The sequence below is a fragment of the Vibrio syngnathi genome, assembly GCF_002119525.1.
Classification (GTDB): Bacteria; Pseudomonadota; Gammaproteobacteria; order Enterobacterales; family Vibrionaceae; genus Vibrio; species Vibrio syngnathi.
Map to the genome: position 1 here is coordinate 2,936,073 of NZ_CP017916.1, position 18,051 is coordinate 2,954,123.

At 47.2% G+C, this 18,051-nt stretch carries 5 protein-coding genes, 4 tRNA genes, 5 rRNA genes and 1 pseudogene; 5 read left to right on the plus strand and 10 right to left on the minus strand.

Annotation, left to right across the window (positions count from 1 at the left end):
* Nucleotides 1–31: 31 nt before the first annotated feature.
* Nucleotides 32–3,709, minus strand: a complete 3,678-nt coding sequence (gene metH / locus K08M4_RS13235) for a methionine synthase (RefSeq protein WP_086050164.1) — start codon at nt 3,707–3,709, stop codon at nt 32–34.
* Nucleotides 3,710–3,878: 169 nt separating this feature from the next.
* Here metH and K08M4_RS13240 point away from each other — a divergent pair, with 169 nt between their 5' ends.
* The 5 genes and pseudogenes from K08M4_RS13240 to K08M4_RS13265 all read left to right on the plus strand — a co-directional run bounded on the left by K08M4_RS13240 (nt 3,879) and on the right by K08M4_RS13265 (nt 8,860).
* A complete protein-coding gene (locus tag K08M4_RS13240; protein WP_086050165.1) occupies nt 3,879–5,159 on the plus strand; it encodes a cation:proton antiporter in 1,281 nt (426 codons plus the stop codon).
* A 246-nt stretch (nt 5,160–5,405) separates the two neighbouring features.
* Nucleotides 5,406–5,708 carry a helix-turn-helix domain-containing protein gene (locus K08M4_RS13245; protein ID WP_086050166.1) on the plus strand — a complete coding sequence of 101 codons (303 nt, stop codon included), beginning with the start codon at nt 5,406–5,408 and terminating at the stop codon, nt 5,706–5,708.
* 350 nt (nt 5,709–6,058) lie between these two features.
* A pseudogene (istA, locus tag K08M4_RS13255) lies at nt 6,059–7,598 on the plus strand (IS21 family transposase).
* Between the two features lie 10 nt (nt 7,599–7,608).
* Entirely contained in the window at nt 7,609–8,349 is a 741-nt protein-coding gene (gene istB / locus K08M4_RS13260; protein ID WP_086050168.1) for an IS21-like element ISVch3 family helper ATPase IstB, read from the plus strand.
* Between the two features lie 79 nt (nt 8,350–8,428).
* Entirely contained in the window at nt 8,429–8,860 is a 432-nt protein-coding gene (locus tag K08M4_RS13265) for an IS630 family transposase (RefSeq protein WP_157665747.1), read from the plus strand.
* 105 nt (nt 8,861–8,965) lie between these two features.
* On the opposite strand, the gene K08M4_RS13270 is transcribed toward K08M4_RS13265, so the two are convergent.
* The 9 genes from K08M4_RS13270 to K08M4_RS13310 form a co-directional block, all read right to left on the minus strand.
* Nucleotides 8,966–9,042, minus strand: a tRNA-Trp gene (locus tag K08M4_RS13270).
* A 35-nt stretch (nt 9,043–9,077) separates the two neighbouring features.
* Nucleotides 9,078–9,154: transfer RNA gene (locus K08M4_RS13275), tRNA-Asp, on the minus strand.
* A 43-nt stretch (nt 9,155–9,197) separates the two neighbouring features.
* Nucleotides 9,198–9,313 (minus strand): 5S ribosomal RNA (gene rrf / locus K08M4_RS13280).
* Nucleotides 9,314–9,437: 124 nt separating this feature from the next.
* Nucleotides 9,438–12,330, minus strand: a 23S ribosomal RNA gene (locus K08M4_RS13285).
* Between the two features lie 338 nt (nt 12,331–12,668).
* Nucleotides 12,669–12,744 (minus strand) — tRNA-Ala (locus K08M4_RS13290).
* Between the two features lie 21 nt (nt 12,745–12,765).
* Nucleotides 12,766–12,842, minus strand: a tRNA-Ile gene (locus tag K08M4_RS13295).
* Nucleotides 12,843–12,908: 66 nt separating this feature from the next.
* Nucleotides 12,909–14,463, minus strand: a 16S ribosomal RNA gene (locus tag K08M4_RS13300).
* 456 nt (nt 14,464–14,919) lie between these two features.
* A 5S ribosomal RNA gene (gene rrf, locus K08M4_RS13305) occupies nt 14,920–15,035 on the minus strand.
* 122 nt (nt 15,036–15,157) lie between these two features.
* A 23S ribosomal RNA gene (locus K08M4_RS13310) occupies nt 15,158–18,051 on the minus strand.
* Together the 16S, 23S and 5S rRNA genes with 4 tRNA genes alongside form the textbook arrangement of a ribosomal RNA operon.

The window sequence follows — 18,051 nt, forward strand, 5'->3', positions numbered from 1 at the left end:
TTTACGAATCAAAGACCGTCGTAGATTCAAACTAGTTAATGTTTGGACCTAACCACTTCTCAGCTTCCAACATACCCCAACCTTTACGGTCGGCATAGCTATCCACTTGATCCTGTTGAATCTGTGCAATAGCAAAGTATCGGGCATCAGGATGTGAGAAATACATACCAGACACTGAGGCACCTGGCCACATTGCGTAACTCGTGGTTAGTGACATGTCGATTGCTTTTTCAACGTCCATTAACTCCCACAACGTGCCTTTCTCTGTATGCTCTGGGCAAGCAGGGTAACCTGGGGCTGGACGAATACCTTGGTACTTCTCGCGAATCAAGTCGTCGTTAGACAAATCTTCATCTGGCGAGTAGCCCCAAATGTCCTTTCTCACTTCTTTATGCAAGTATTCAGCGAACGCTTCAGCCAATCGGTCTGCAACCGCCTGAATCATGATCGCATTATAGTCGTCGCCTTTCGCTTTGTAATCATCAGCTAGCTCTCGCTCACCAATACCACCGGTCACTGCAAAACCACCAATCCAATCCGCTTTACCGCTGTCTTTTGGCGCAATGTAATCTGACAAACAGTAGTTAAATCCTTTTGGCTTTTCGGTTTGCTGACGAAGGTTGTGCAGAACCTTTAATACTTCAGTACGCGATTCATCGGTATACACTTCAATATCATCGCCAACACTGTTAGCAGGGAACATGGCACACATACCGCGAGCTTCAAGCAATTTCTCTCTCTCTACACGGTCGAGTAAATCGTTAGCATCCTTGAAGAGGCGCTTCGCTTCATCACCTACCTCTTCATGATTAAGAATTGCTGGATACTTTCCGACCAATGACCATGTCATAAAGAATGGAGTCCAATCGATATACTGGCGCAAAGTCGCTACATCAAAATCATTGAAAATATGTACTCCCGGCTTAGCAGGTGCAGGGGGAGTGTACGCATTCCAATCGATAGCAACTTTATTAGCTCTAGCTCTTTCAAGCGTGACAGGCTTAGTTCGAGGCTTCTTACGATTGTGTTGATCGCGAACGCGATCGTAATCAATATCCAATTTCTCGACAAATGCAGGTTTCAGCTCGTTAGATAGCAATGAAGTACACACACCCACTGCCCGTGAAGCATTGTTTACGTAGACCACAGGCTCAGAGTAATTCTGTTCAATCTTAACAGCAGTATGCGCTTTAGATGTGGTTGCTCCGCCAATCAGAAGAGGCAGTTTAAACCCTTGTCTCTCCATCTCTTTAGCCACATGAACCATCTCATCCAATGAAGGAGTGATTAAACCCGAAAGACCAATGATATCGACGTTTTCTTCTTTGGCTACCTTAAGGATTTTTTCACATGAAACCATCACGCCCAGATCGATAATTTCGTAGTTATTACACTGCAAGACAACGCCCACAATGTTTTTACCAATATCGTGAACATCGCCTTTTACGGTCGCCAGTAAAATTTTTCCGTTAGTTGCACCAACGTCTTTGGTTGCATTAATAAATGGCTCTAGATGGGCTACCGCTTGCTTCATAACACGGGCAGATTTCACCACTTGAGGAAGGAACATCTTACCTTCACCAAAGAGGTCACCAACTACGTTCATGCCATCCATTAATGGACCTTCAATCACCTCGATAGGACGAGAGGCATTAACACGAGCTTCCTCGGTATCTTCAACGATGAAATCAGTAATGCCTTTCACCAAAGAGTGCTCTAAGCGCTTTTCTACTGGCCAGGTGCGCCACTCTAAAGCCGATTTATCTTCCACTTTGCCGACTGCACGCTCTAGATATTCAGTCGCGATATCGAGCAAGCGCTCAGTAGAATCATCTCGGCGGTTTAGAACCACATCTTCAACGGCTTCACGTAAATCCTCAGGCACATTATCGTAAATCTCTAATTGCCCAGCATTCACGATGCCCATATCCATACCGTTTTTAAAACAGTGATATAGGAATACTGCGTGGATTGCCTCACGAACGTAGTTATTACCGCGGAAAGAGAACGAAACATTCGACACACCACCCGAGATCATCGCATGAGGAAGATCGCGTTTGATGTCCCCTACCGCTTCAATGAAATCGACCGCATAGTTGTTATGCTCATCAATACCAGTAGCCACAGCGAAAATGTTCGGGTCAAAAATAATATCTTCTGGCGGGAAACCAACTTCATCAACAAGAATATTGTAGGCATTAGTACAGATCTCGACTTTGCGCTCTCGAGTATCAGCCTGCCCTAGTTCATCGAATGCCATCACAATGACTGCTGCACCATAACGACGAACTAATTTAGCTTGCTCGACAAACTTCTCTTTCCCTTCCTTCAATGAGATCGAGTTAACGATACCTTTACCCTGAATACATTTCAGACCTGCTTCGATAACTTCCCATTTTGAAGAGTCGACCATGACTGGTACTTTCGAGATCTCTGGCTCAGACGCACATAGATTAAGGAATTTAACCATACACGCCTCAGCGTCTAGCATCCCTTCATCCATGTTGATATCGATAATCTGAGCACCGTTCTCAACTTGCTCTCGAGCAACACTCAAAGCTTCGTCGTAGAGCTCTTCTTTAATCAATCGCTTAAACCGAGCAGAACCGGTAACGTTAGTACGCTCACCCACATTCACGAATAGCGATTCTTTAGCTATCGTCAGTGGTTCTAGGCCAGAAAGGCGACAAGAAACGGGCAAATCAGGTAATTGACGTGGCGTTACGCCTTCAACGGCCTCAGCCATGTGACGTATATGTTCTGGCGTCGTACCACAACAACCACCAATTAGGTTCAAGAAGCCACTCTCGGCCCATTCCTTAACGTGTTCAGCCATATCTTCAGGAGAAAGGTCATACTCACCGAACGCATTAGGTAAACCCGCGTTAGGGTGGGCGGAAACGTTACATTCTGAGATACGAGACATCTCACCAACGTACTCTCGCAATTCGTCAGGACCTAATGCACAGTTCAATCCAAATGAGATAGGTTTAACATGACGAAGGGCGTTATAGAAGGCTTCTGTTGTCTGCCCTGAAAGCGTACGACCTGAAGCGTCAGTAATGGTACCGGAGATCATCACAGGAAGCGTGATGCCTACCTCTTCAAAAACAGATTCAACCGCAAAAGAACATGCTTTTGCATTTAACGTGTCGAAGATAGTCTCGATAAGAATAAGATCTGAGCCGCCTTTGATAAGTGCTCGTGTCGATTCGGAGTAAGCTTCAACAAGCTCATCAAAGCTAACATTACGATAGCCCGGATCATTAACGTCTGGGGAGATAGAACACGTTCGGTTAGTTGGACCTAACACACCCGCTACGAAACGGGGTTTGTCTGGGGTCTTTGCCGTCCATTCGTCTGCCGCTTCACGAGCTAATTTTGCAGCTGTAAAGTTAATTTCTTCGCTAAGGCTTTCCATATCGTAGTCAGCCATAGCAATGGTTGTAGCATTAAAGGTATTGGTCTCGAGGATATCAGCACCGGCTTCTAAATACTCCATATGGATATCTTTGATAAGCTTAGGCTGAGAAAGTACCAAAAGGTCATTGTTACCTTTTAAGTCACTATGCCAATCAGCAAATCGCTCACCACGATAGTCTTGCTCTTCCAATTTATAATCCTGAATCATGGTGCCCATGCCACCATCAATCAGTAAAATTCGTTGCTTCAACAGAGCGTCAATCTTTTGCCTTACATTACTTCCCACGATACAACCTCATTCCTTTAATTATCTCTCCATCCTACCACACATTCAAGAGGAGTCTAGACGTCTAAAACATGAAGTAAATGACCAAGTCATGACAAAAAAATGTTTGCTATTTGAGCATGAGAGAACGAGAATTAATATTCATATTTTGTTACATATTGAGTTCCCAATGTCGGTCTATTACACCTTATGCTTCTTGTCCGCTGCTGCCATGCTTATTGCTTTCGTTAATACCAAAATTGGTAAAATGCAGACAACCATCGCCATCACAGCTGGCTCAATGATGCTATCTCTCTTGATTATCATTGCGGGACAAAACAATTGGTTCCAATTGGCTGACATCGCCTCAGAAACCGTTGCCAGTATCAACTTTGAAGATTTCCTTCTGAAAGGAATTCTGGGGTTCTTACTCTTTGCAGGTGGTTTGGGGATTAAATTACCTAATCTAAAAGATCAAAAATGGGAAATAACGATACTCGCTCTTGGCGCTACACTATTTTCGACATTCTTTATTGGCTTTGTACTTTATGGATTCTGTCAACTTATCGGTATTCAATTTGACCTAATTTATTGCTTACTGTTTGGTTCTCTAATCTCTCCAACCGATCCAATCGCTGTATTAGCAATAGTGAAGAAGCTCGATGCTCCCAGACGAATCTCTACTCAAATCGAGGGAGAATCTCTATTCAACGATGGTTTTGGCCTAGTCATCTTCGTTACCTTATTTACTATCGCATTCGGTACAGAAGCGCCAACAGTCAGCAGTGTTACTATGCTTTTTGTCCAAGAAGCGATCGGCGGAATTGTCTACGGTTTTGCTTTAGGCCTCGTATTCCACTACTTGATTAGCAACACAGATGACCACTCAATGGAGTTACTATTAACCATCGGTATCCCAACTGCTGGTTATGCCTTTGCTGAAGTTCTACATGTATCGGGACCATTGGCAATGGTGGTATCAGGTATCATGATTGGTAATTGGACACGCTTTATTGGATTCTCGAAAGAGAGTGAGGATCACCTAGACCATTTCTGGGAATTAATCGATGAGTTCTTAAATGGCGTACTATTCTTATTGATCGGTATGTCGATGTTGTTATTCAAATTCCACCAAGAAGACTGGATCTTAATGGCGTTCGCAGTACCTCTAGTATTGAGTGCACGCTACCTAAGCGTTTTCTTGTCTTATATTGGGTTTAAACGCTTTAGAACTTACAACCCTTGGTCAATCAAGATCCTGACTTGGGGCGGCTTGCGTGGAGGTCTAGCTCTAGCCATGGCACTTTCAATCCCTTCAGGCATATGGGTAATTGAAGACAAGGCAATAGATGTTAAAGAGATAATCCTCGTTATGACGTACGCCGTTGTTGTGTTCTCAATCTTAGTTCAAGGATCAACAATCACTCCAATGATAGAAAAAGCGAAACAAGCTGAGAAAGAAATGAACTAAAATTAATTAAAGCAAAAACATGATCTCATTGAGGCCATCGAACTCTTGCAGAAAATAACTAAGGATAGTCTTAATAATACAGATAGTAAAAAGCTAGCAAGCTAACAAAAAACCTTTCAAGTGAAGGTTCCCTTGCTAGCACTTACCCACTTCAAACAAGGTCATTTGCGCACCCAAATTGCTAAATACCTTTAAGTCAGTCGAACTAGTGTAAACAAATCGGTCTCGGTATTTCTTGAATAAGGATTGGAAGGACTTCAAGATAAACCTCGCACAGGCAGACCAGCCTATCTCAATGATGAACAACGAAAACAACTCAGCTCGTTCATAAAGAAAGAAGCAGAGTCCCCTTCTGGCGGACGCCTTGTCGGGAGTGATATACATGACTACATCGTGAAACACTTCGATAAATACTACCACCCTAATTCTATCTATTATCTTCTCGACCACATGGGCTTCTCTTGGATAACTTCTCGCTCCAAACACCCTAAACAATCACAGCAAATCCAAGACGATTTTAAAAAAATTCAAAATAGAAACGATCCTTAAGATCCCCGGCCATATTGGGCTAGAGAGTGTTGATGTCTGGTTTCAAGACGAAGCTAGGTTTGGCCAACAGAACACAACGACACGTCTTTGGGCGACTCGTGGAACGAAGCCTCGCGTGGTTGCATATTTCGGAGCATTCCGATCAGTCATTTCGGGATTATCCGATCACCCATTTCGGTTTAAACCGATCACTGATTCCGCGATTATCCGATCACTTTTAGCCTAACTCCGAAATCGGTGATCGGAATAGCGAAAACCGCGATCGTAATGGCCGAAATCCTTCCTTTTTCTCTTTTAAATCAATAGCTCGCTATTCTTTACTTCTTAAACAAGAAAGAAAGGAAGCGACAATGGCCAAAAAGAGAACTCCAATGAACAAAATCAAAGAGGTATTACGCCTTAAATACGACTGCGGTCTCTCAAATCGTGGTATCGCTTCTTGCCTTAAACTCGGCCCGTCCACCGTATCAGAACTCCTTACTCGCTTTAAACAAAGCCAACTTGGTTGGCCTCTACCCGACAGTTGCAGCGATGCAGATCTCACACAGGCGCTGTATCACGGCAAGAAAGTCAGTCGAGATAAAGTTATGCCAGACTTCACTCAATACGCAGTCGAACTCAGGCGTAAAGGTATGACAAAGATACTGCTCTGGTAGGAGTATCATGAGCAATATCAAGAGCAAGCTTACGCTTACACTCAGTTCTGCGAGCACTTCACTCGTTGGTTCAAAACCCAAAAACGCAGCATGCGCCAGCTGCATGTTGCATGTTGCAGGTGATAAACTGTTTATCGATTACTGTGGGCCTCGGCTTCAGGTGGTCAACCCTGACACAGGCGAAGTGCGCGAAGCGGAGGTGTTCGTCGCGACTTTAGGCGCGTCCAATTACACTTATGTTGAAGCCTTCCCCAGCCAAGGGAAGCCCTACTGGTTAGAGGCGCATGCAAATGCGTTCGAGCACTTCGGTGGCGTACCACAACTCTTAGTTCCCGATAACCTACGCAGTGCGGTCACTAAAGCGAATCGTTATGAGCCGAGGCTGAACGACAGCTATCAAAAACTAGCTAATCACTATCAAACCGCTGTGATGCCAGCTCGCCCCTACAAACCGAAAGACAAAGCCAAAGCAGAGAATGCCGTGCTCCTAGTAGAGCGCTGGATCATGATGCGGCTGCGACACCAAACCTTCCATACCTTCAAAGAGTTGAATCTCGCCATCCGCGAACTTATGAATGAGTTAAATCAGCGTCAGATGAAACAGTATGGCGCCAGCCGCCAAGCGCTGTTCGATAAACTCGACAAACCTGCATTAAAGCCACTGCCTAGGCAGAGTTACCTGTATACCGAAACTAAACGAGCCAAAGTTGGCCCTGACTATCACATCGAATATCGCCGTCATTACTACTCGGTTCCCCATCAACTTGTTGGTCACCATATCGAGTTGGAAGCCTCTAATCGCCTGGTGCAGATCTACCATCAAGGTAACTTGGTGGCCCAGCATCCACGTAGCCAAAGAGAGCGAGGAAACAGCACCCAACCAGAGCACATGGCAAGCAACCATCAACATCAGAAGTGGTCGCCAGGGCGCTTGCTTAGCTGGGAAGCTAATATCGGCCCAGCCACACGAGAAGTCGTCAATAAGATGCTGAACTCCAAGCCTCATCCAGAGCAGTCTTATCGTTCCTGCCTTGGCTTGCTCAGCCTCAGTAAAACCTATGGCGAATCGCGCCTAGAGCAAGCCTGTAAAGATGCGCTGATGCTGACAAAATCCAATTACACCTTCATCAGCAATTTGTTGAAAAACAATCGTGAAGGACAACTGAGTAAAGACAACACGAGTACGCCAAACCTTGTTCATAGCAATGTTCGTGGCCCGAACAGTTATCACTAGGAGAAAGGATATGAATGCACTGAACGACCAACTCAAAACCCTACGCTTGAGCCATGCAGCGAAAGCATTAGAGCAGCAGCAAGAGCAACTGACCACCTGCGCAGAACTGGACTTCGAGGAAAGGCTAAGCCTACTTCTGGAAAGCGAGATCTTGAATCGCAATCAGAGCAAAATCCAACGCTTAAAACGACAAGCCAAGCTGAGAGTAGATGCGCAGCCGAGCCAACTCATCTATAAGGAGGGACGAAACCTCAATCGTAAACAGATGAGCGAACTTCTGACGGGCAGTTATCTATACAAACACCAGAACGTCTTGGTTACAGGCCCAACAGGCGCAGGCAAAACGTATCTTGCCTGCGCACTGGCAACCAGCGCCTGTGACCAACAACAAACGGTGAGATACTACCGATTAACTCGCTTGCTTGACGACCTGACCGCTGGTCGTCTGGATGGTAGCTATCAAAAGCAACTCCAATCGCTGACTAAGAAAGCCTTACTGATCCTCGACGACTGGGGGATGGAAAAACTCACTCAAGAGTATGCGGGTCACTTATTAGAAGTGCTGGAAGATCGTTATCACAACAGCAGCACAATCGTCATCAGCCAGTTACCTGTAAAGGAGTGGTACAACATGATCGGCAACGCCACCGTCGCGGACGCGCTAATGGATCGGCTAGTACACAATAGTCATCGAATAGAACTGGGAGGTGAGTCAATGAGAAAACTGGCGCAATCCGATCACTTAGAGTAAAAATAAGAAGAGAGAAAAACGGCAGGATCAGGTGATCGGAATAAACCGAAACAGCCGATCGCAATCACCGAAATACGCAGTGGTAAAACAACAGCAATTTGAATACGCTTATTTGTTTGGTTCGGTATGCCCTGAAAGAGGAATTGGCGAAGCCATAGTGGTTCCTTGGGTTAACAAGGACATAATGACAAATCACTTAGAGCAGATATCTAAGGCTACAGAAAAAGGACGTCATGCTGTCGTTATAATGGATGGTGCAGGCTGGCATACCGATGATATTGCGAGAGAATTTAATAACGTCAGTACTATTAAGCTTCCTCCCTACTCGCCAGAGCTTAACCCTATAGAGCAAGTTTGGAGTTGGTTGCGACAACATTATCTAGCGAATCAAAGTTTCACGGATTATAACGACATTGTTTCCAAGGTTTGTCGCGCTTGGAATGAATTTCTTGAGTGCAAAGATCGTGTCACAAAAATGAGCAGAAGGGATTGGATAAACCTGATCAGTTAATTTTCCGGATTGGTATAAGTCGGGGAATCTGCGGTTCTACCAATGGCATATATATTAGATTCAGAAAGTAAAAAGGCTCTAGCATTTCTGCTAGAGCCTTAAATATGGCAGGGGTGGAGAGATTCGAACTCCCAACACGCGGATTTGGAATCCGCTGCTCTGCCAATTGGAGCTACACCCCTATTTTCAGTTTTAAAGAGCTGAAACTCTGAATAAGTGGCGGAGTGGACGGGACTCGAACCCGCGACCCCCGGCGTGACAGGCCGGTATTCTAACCAACTGAACTACCACTCCGCAGTGGAATACTTGTCGTCGCTGACAAGTGTTCAAATTTAAAGCCTGGCGATGTCCTACTCTCACATGGGGAAACCCCACACTACCATCGGCGCTATTGTGTTTCACTTCTGAGTTCGGCATGGAATCAGGTGGGTCCACAATGCTATGGTCGCCAAGCAAATTTTGTTTAATTGACGCATTAGCGACAATTAATAATTCGGAAAACTGATTTAAAAGTATCTCTTCAAACTCATTCAAGGTCTGTCTTTCTATTGAGTCCACAAAACCCCTTGGGTGTTGTATGGTTAAGCCTCACGGGCAATTAGTACAGGTTAGCTCAATGCCTCGCAGCACTTACACACCCTGCCTATCAACGTCGTAGTCTACGACAACCCTTTAGGACACTTATAGTGCCAGGGAAAACTCATCTCAAGGCTCGCTTCCCGCTTAGATGCTTTCAGCGGTTATCGATTCCGAACTTAGCTACCGGGCAATGCCATTGGCATGACAACCCGAACACCAGAGGTTCGTCCACTCCGGTCCTCTCGTACTAGGAGCAGCCCCTTTCAATTTTCCAACGCCCACGGCAGATAGGGACCGAACTGTCTCACGACGTTCTAAACCCAGCTCGCGTACCACTTTAAATGGCGAACAGCCATACCCTTGGGACCGACTTCAGCCCCAGGATGTGATGAGCCGACATCGAGGTGCCAAACACCGCCGTCGATATGAACTCTTGGGCGGTATCAGCCTGTTATCCCCGGAGTACCTTTTATCCGTTGAGCGATGGCCCTTCCATTCAGAACCACCGGATCACTATGACCTGCTTTCGCACCTGCTCGAATTGTCATTCTCGCAGTCAAGCGGGCTTATGCCATTGCACTAACCACACGATGTCCAACCGTGTTTAGCCCACCTTCGTGCTCCTCCGTTACTCTTTGGGAGGAGACCGCCCCAGTCAAACTACCCACCAGGCACTGTCCGTAATCCCGATTCAGGGACCAACGTTAGAACATCAAAACTACAAGGGTGGTATTTCAAGGACGACTCCACCACATCTAGCGACGCGGCTTCATAGTCTCCCACCTATCCTACACATGTAGGTTCAATGTTCAGTGCCAAGCTGTAGTAAAGGTTCACGGGGTCTTTCCGTCTAGCCGCGGGTACACTGCATCTTCACAGCGATTTCAATTTCACTGAGTCTCGGGTGGAGACAGCGTGGCCATCATTACGCCATTCGTGCAGGTCGGAACTTACCCGACAAGGAATTTCGCTACCTTAGGACCGTTATAGTTACGGCCGCCGTTTACCGGGGCTTCGATCAAGAGCTTCGACCGAAGTCTAACCCCATCAATTAACCTTCCGGCACCGGGCAGGCGTCACACCGTATACGTCATCTTACGATTTTGCACAGTGCTGTGTTTTTAATAAACAGTTGCAGCCACCTGGTATCTGCGACTCTCGTCTGCTCCATCCGCAAGGGACTTCACTGATAAGAGCGTACCTTCTCCCGAAGTTACGGTACCATTTTGCCTAGTTCCTTCACCCGAGTTCTCTCAAGCGCCTTGGTATTCTCTACCCGACCACCTGTGTCGGTTTGGGGTACGATTCCTTACAATCTGAAGCTTAGAGGCTTTTCCTGGAAGCATGGCATCAATGACTTCACTACCGTAGTAGCTCGACATCGTATCTCAGCGTTAAGAAAGTCCGGATTTACCTAAACTTTCCGCCTACGTACTTGAACCTGGACAACCGTCGCCAGGCCCACCTAGCCTTCTCCGTCCCCCCATCGCAATTGTAAGAAGTACGGGAATATTAACCCGTTTCCCATCGACTACGCCTTTCGGCCTCGCCTTAGGAGTCGACTTACCCTGCCCCGATTAACGTTGGACAGGAACCCTTGGTCTTCCGGCGAGGGAGTTTTTCACTCCCTTTATCGTTACTCATGTCAGCATTCGCACTTCTGATACCTCCAGCATGCCTTACAGCACACCTTCAACGGCTTACAGAACGCTCCCCTACCCCACATACCCTAAGGTACGTAGCCGCAGCTTCGGTGTATAGCTTAGCCCCGTTACATCTTCCGCGCAGGCCGACTCGACCAGTGAGCTATTACGCTTTCTTTAAATGATGGCTGCTTCTAAGCCAACATCCTGGCTGTCTGAGCCTTCCCACATCGTTTCCCACTTAGCTATACTTTGGGACCTTAGCTGGCGGTCTGGGTTGTTTCCCTCTCCACGACGGACGTTAGCACCCGCCGTGTGTCTCCCGGATAGTACTTACTGGTATTCGGAGTTTGCAAAGGGTTGGTAAGTCGGGATGACCCCCTAGCCTTAACAGTGCTCTACCCCCAGTAGTATTCGTCCGAGGCGCTACCTAAATAGCTTTCGGGGAGAACCAGCTATCTCCAGGTTTGATTGGCCTTTCACCCCTAGCCACAAGTCATCCGCTAATTTTTCAACATTAGTCGGTTCGGTCCTCCAGTTGATGTTACTCAACCTTCAACCTGCCCATGGCTAGATCACCTGGTTTCGGGTCTAATCCTAGCAACTGTACGCCCAGTTAAGACTCGGTTTCCCTACGGCTCCCCTAAACGGTTAACCTTGCTACTAAAATTAAGTCGCTGACCCATTATACAAAAGGTACGCAGTCACACCACGAAGGTGCTCCTACTGCTTGTACGTACACGGTTTCAGGTTCTATTTCACTCCCCTCACAGGGGTTCTTTTCGCCTTTCCCTCACGGTACTGGTTCACTATCGGTCAGTCAGTAGTATTTAGCCTTGGAGGATGGTCCCCCCATATTCAGACAGGATATCACGTGTCCCGCCCTACTCGTTTTCACTGATTATGAGATGTCGATTACGGGGCTATCACCCTTTATTGCGGCACTTTCCAGAGCCTTCATCTGTCTCATTAAAAGCTTAAGGGCTAATCCAATTTCGCTCGCCGCTACTTTCGGAATCTCGGTTGATTTCTCTTCCTCGGGGTACTTAGATGTTTCAGTTCCCCCGGTTTGCCTCCTGTTGCTATGTATTCACAACAGGATACTTGCTTATGCAAGTGGGTTTCCCCATTCAGGAATCCCAGACTCAAAAGGTTATTACTACCTAATCTGGGCTTATCGCAAGTTATTACGCCTTTCATCGCCTCTGACTGCCAAGGCATCCACCGTGTACGCTTAGTCACTTAACCATACAACCCGAAAGGGTTTCTATTTGCTTTCACTTTAAAAAGTGAAGACAAATAAGTGTATGGCAACTAACCAAGGTTTTTGGTTGTCATCAAGAAGGGTTAATTCTTGATAACTGTTTGCCGGACTCAATTGTGAATCAAACTAACGTTTGATTCGAATACAAGACACTTGAATGTGTTTGTTGTGTTTATCTAATAAAAGATAAACATTGAGAACTTTTAAATTTGATTTGAATTACTCGTAAGTAATCAAATCAGTCAGCTTTCCAAATTGTTAAAGAGCTTGATTCAAACTAATGAACCATTTTTAAATATTTTCAAAGAAAAACACTTAAAGATGGTGGAGCTATGCGGGATCGAACCGCAGACCTCCTGCGTGCAAGGCAGGCGCTCTCCCAGCTGAGCTATAGCCCCATCTTTGTATCTAGTCGATATTGGTGGGTCTGAGTGGACTCGAACCACCGACCTCCCGCTTATCAGGCGAGCGCTCTAACCAGCTGAGCTACAGACCCAATATCGTCTCTTTTACTTTCTAAACCTAATCAATCTGTGTGGACACTCATCGTGGTATCTTCGTATAAGGAGGTGATCCAGCCCCAGGTTCCCCTAGGGCTACCTTGTTACGACTTCACCCCAGTCATGAACCACAAAGTGGTGAGCGTCCTCCTCGAAAGGTTAAACTACCCACTTCTTTTGCAGCCCACTCCCATGGTGTGACGGGCGGTGTGTACAAGGCCCGGGAACGTATTCACCGTGACATTCTGATTCACGATTACTAGCGATTCCGACTTCATGGAGTCGAGTTGCAGACTCCAATCCGGACTACGACGCACTTTTTGGGATTCGCTCACTATCGCTAGCTTGCTGCCCTCTGTATGCGCCATTGTAGCACGTGTGTAGCCCTACTCGTAAGGGCCATGATGACTTGACGTCGTCCCCACCTTCCTCCGGTTTATCACCGGCAGTCTCCCTGGAGTTCCCGACATTACTCGCTGGCAAACAAGGATAAGGGTTGCGCTCGTTGCGGGACTTAACCCAACATTTCACAACACGAGCTGACGACAGCCATGCAGCACCTGTCTCAGAGCTCCCGAAGGCACACCTGCGTCTCCGCTGGCTTCTCTGGATGTCAAGAGTAGGTAAGGTTCTTCGCGTTGCATCGAATTAAACCACATGCTCCACCGCTTGTGCGGGCCCCCGTCAATTCATTTGAGTTTTAATCTTGCGACCGTACTCCCCAGGCGGTCTACTTAACGCGTTAGCTCCGAAAGCCACGGCTCAAGGCCACAACCTCCAAGTAGACATCGTTTACGGCGTGGACTACCAGGGTATCTAATCCTGTTTGCTCCCCACGCTTTCGCATCTGAGTGTCAGTGTCTGTCCAGGGGGCCGCCTTCGCCACTGGTATTCCTTCAGATCTCTACGCATTTCACCGCTACACCTGAAATTCTACCCCCCTCTACAGCACTCTAGTTCACCAGTTTCAAATGCAGTTCCGAGGTTGAGCCCCGGGCTTTCACATCTGACTTAATGAACCACCTGCATGCGCTTTACGCCCAGTAATTCCGATTAACGCTCGCACCCTCCGTATTACCGCGGCTGCTGGCACGGAGTTAGCCGGTGCTTCTTCTGTTGCTAACGTCAAGATGTGCAGCTATTAACTACACACCCTTCCTCACAACTGAAAGTACTTTACAACCCGAAGGCCTTCTTCATACACGCGGCATGGCTGCATCAGGCTTGCGCCCATTGTGCAATATTCCCCACTGCTGCCTCCCGTAGGAGTCTGGACCGTGTCTCAGTTCCAGTGTGGCTGATCATCCTCTCAGACCAGCTAGGGATCGTCGCCTTGGTGAGCCATTACCTCACCAACTAGCTAATCCCACCTAGGCATATCTTGACGCGAGAGGTCCGAAGATCCCCCTCTTTGGCCCGTAGGCATTATGCGGTATTAGCCATCGTTTCCAATGGTTATCCCCCACATCAAGGCAATTTCCTAGGCATTACTCACCCGTCCGCCGCTCGACGCCCATTAACGCACCCGAAGGATTGTTAGTGTCGTTTCCGCTCGACTTGCATGTGTTAGGCCTGCCGCCAGCGTTCAATCTGAGCCATGATCAAACTCTTCAATTTAAGATTTTGTGACTCAACGAATACTGACTTCAAAACTAATATTCATGTAAACATGAACATGTAATTCTAAAGCTATTACCATTCCAACAGAATGGTAATGAATTGACTGTGCCAAATAACCGAAGTTATTCGTATTGGTCACTCAGTTCATTGAAATCAAGTTTGTTACCGAAGTAACTGTTATTACGTTCTTTCGAAAAAGAACCAATAACGCTTTGATATTCATCAACGAGTGCCCACACAGATTGATAGGTTTAAATTGTTAAAGAGCGTGTTCTCTAAAAAGAGAACGCTTTCAGTGCCTTAGCACTTAAGCAGGACGCGTATAATACGCTTTCCACTTTGAAAGTCAACATAAAACTCTAAGAAAACTTAGAATTCTATGGTGACTTGTCTATTTAATAGACAAAGTCGAACTTTTGTCTTCACTTTTAAAAAAGTGAAAATAAATTTGGAGCCTGGCGATGTCCTACTCTCACATGGGGAAACCCCACACTACCATCGGCGCTATTGTGTTTCACTTCTGAGTTCGGCATGGAATCAGGTGGGTCCACAATGCTATGGTCGCCAAGCAAATTTTGTTTAATTGACGCATTAGCGACAATTAATAATTCGGAAAACTGATTTAAAAGTCTCTTCAAACGCATTCAAGGTCTGTCTTTCTATTGAGTCCACAAAACCCCTTGGGTGTTGTATGGTTAAGCCTCACGGGCAATTAGTACAGGTTAGCTCAATGCCTCGCAGCACTTACACACCCTGCCTATCAACGTCGTAGTCTACGACAACCCTTTAGGACACTTATAGTGCCAGGGAAAACTCATCTCAAGGCTCGCTTCCCGCTTAGATGCTTTCAGCGGTTATCGATTCCGAACTTAGCTACCGGGCAATGCCATTGGCATGACAACCCGAACACCAGAGGTTCGTCCACTCCGGTCCTCTCGTACTAGGAGCAGCCCCTTTCAATTTTCCAACGCCCACGGCAGATAGGGACCGAACTGTCTCACGACGTTCTAAACCCAGCTCGCGTACCACTTTAAATGGCGAACAGCCATACCCTTGGGACCGACTTCAGCCCCAGGATGTGATGAGCCGACATCGAGGTGCCAAACACCGCCGTCGATATGAACTCTTGGGCGGTATCAGCCTGTTATCCCCGGAGTACCTTTTATCCGTTGAGCGATGGCCCTTCCATTCAGAACCACCGGATCACTATGACCTGCTTTCGCACCTGCTCGAATTGTCATTCTCGCAGTCAAGCGGGCTTATGCCATTGCACTAACCACACGATGTCCAACCGTGTTTAGCCCACCTTCGTGCTCCTCCGTTACTCTTTGGGAGGAGACCGCCCCAGTCAAACTACCCACCAGGCACTGTCCGTAATCCCGATTCAGGGACCAACGTTAGAACATCAAAACTACAAGGGTGGTATTTCAAGGACGACTCCATCACATCTAGCGACGCAATTTCATAGTCTCCCACCTATCCTACACATGTAGGTTCAATGTTCAGTGCCAAGCTGTAGTAAAGGTTCACGGGGTCTTTCCGTCTAGCCGCGGGTACACTGCATCTTCACAGCGATTTCAATTTCACTGAGTCTCGGGTGGAGACAGCGTGGCCATCATTACGCCATTCGTGCAGGTCGGAACTTACCCGACAAGGAATTTCGCTACCTTAGGACCGTTATAGTTACGGCCGCCGTTTACCGGGGCTTCGATCAAGAGCTTCGACCGAAGTCTAACCCCATCAATTAACCTTCCGGCACCGGGCAGGCGTCACACCGTATACGTCATCTTACGATTTTGCACAGTGCTGTGTTTTTAATAAACAGTTGCAGCCACCTGGTATCTGCGACTCTCGTCTGCTCCATCCGCAAGGGACTTCACTGATAAGAGCGTACCTTCTCCCGAAGTTACGGTACCATTTTGCCTAGTTCCTTCACCCGAGTTCTCTCAAGCGCCTTGGTATTCTCTACCCGACCACCTGTGTCGGTTTGGGGTACGATTCCTTACAATCTGAAGCTTAGAGGCTTTTCCTGGAAGCATGGCATCAATGACTTCACTACCGTAGTAGCTCGACATCGTATCTCAGCGTTAGTAGTGGTCCGGATTTACCTAAACCACCCGCCTACATACTTGAACCTGGACAACCGTCGCCAGGCCCACCTAGCCTTCTCCGTCCCCCCATCGCAATTGTAAGAAGTACGGGAATATTAACCCGTTTCCCATCGACTACGCCTTTCGGCCTCGCCTTAGGAGTCGACTTACCCTGCCCCGATTAACGTTGGACAGGAACCCTTGGTCTTCCGGCGAGGGAGTTTTTCACTCCCTTTATCGTTACTCATGTCAGCATTCGCACTTCTGATACCTCCAGCAGCCCTTACAGACCACCTTCAACGGCTTACAGAACGCTCCCCTACCCCACATATCCTAAGATACGTAGCCGCAGCTTCGGTGTATAGCTTAGCCCCGTTACATCTTCCGCGCAGGCCGACTCGACCAGTGAGCTATTACGCTTTCTTTAAATGATGGCTGCTTCTAAGCCAACATCCTGGCTGTCTGAGCCTTCCCACATCGTTTCCCACTTAGCTATACTTTGGGACCTTAGCTGGCGGTCTGGGTTGTTTCCCTCTCCACGACGGACGTTAGCACCCGCCGTGTGTCTCCCGGATAGTACTTACTGGTATTCGGAGTTTGCAAAGGGTTGGTAAGTCGGGATGACCCCCTAGCCTTAACAGTGCTCTACCCCCAGTAGTATTCGTCCGAGGCGCTACCTAAATAGCTTTCGGGGAGAACCAGCTATCTCCAGGTTTGATTGGCCTTTCACCCCTAGCCACAAGTCATCCGCTAATTTTTCAACATTAGTCGGTTCGGTCCTCCAGTTGATGTTACTCAACCTTCAACCTGCCCATGGCTAGATCACCTGGTTTCGGGTCTAATCCTAGCAACTGTACGCCCAGTTAAGACTCGGTTTCCCTACGGCTCCCCTAAACGGTTAACCTTGCTACTAAAATTAAGTCGCTGACCCATTATACAAAAGGTACGCAGTCACACCACGAAGGTGCTCCTACTGCTTGTACGTACACGGTTTCAGGTTCTATTTCACTCCCCTCACAGGGGTTCTTTTCGCCTTTCCCTCACGGTACTGGTTCACTATCGGTCAGTCAGTAGTATTTAGCCTTGGAGGATGGTCCCCCCATATTCAGACAGGATATCACGTGTCCCGCCCTACTCGTTTTCACTGATTATGATGTGTCGGTTACGGGGCTATCACCCTTTATTGCGGCACTTTCCAGAGCCTTCACCTGCATCATTAAAAGCTTAAGGGCTAATCCAATTTCGCTCGCCGCTACTTTCGGAATCTCGGTTGATTTCTCTTCCTCGGGGTACTTAGATGTTTCAGTTCCCCCGGTTTGCCTCCTGTTGCTATGTATTCACAACAGGATACTTACTTATGTAAGTGGGTTTCCCCATTCAGGAATCCCAGACTCAAAAGGTTATTACTACCTAATCTGGGCTTATCGCAAGTTATTACGCCTTTCATCGCCTCTGACTGCCAAGGCATCCACCGTGTACGCTTAGTCACTTAACC

Bases quoted from the DNA above. Each gene is read 5' to 3' on its own strand.
- K08M4_RS13240 (WP_086050165.1), top strand. From the start codon at position 3,879: ATGTCGGTCTATTACACCTTATGCTTCTTGTCCGCTGCTGCCATGCTT.
- istB (WP_086050168.1), top strand. From the start codon at position 7,609: ATGAATGCACTGAACGACCAACTCAAAACCCTACGCTTGAGCCATGCA.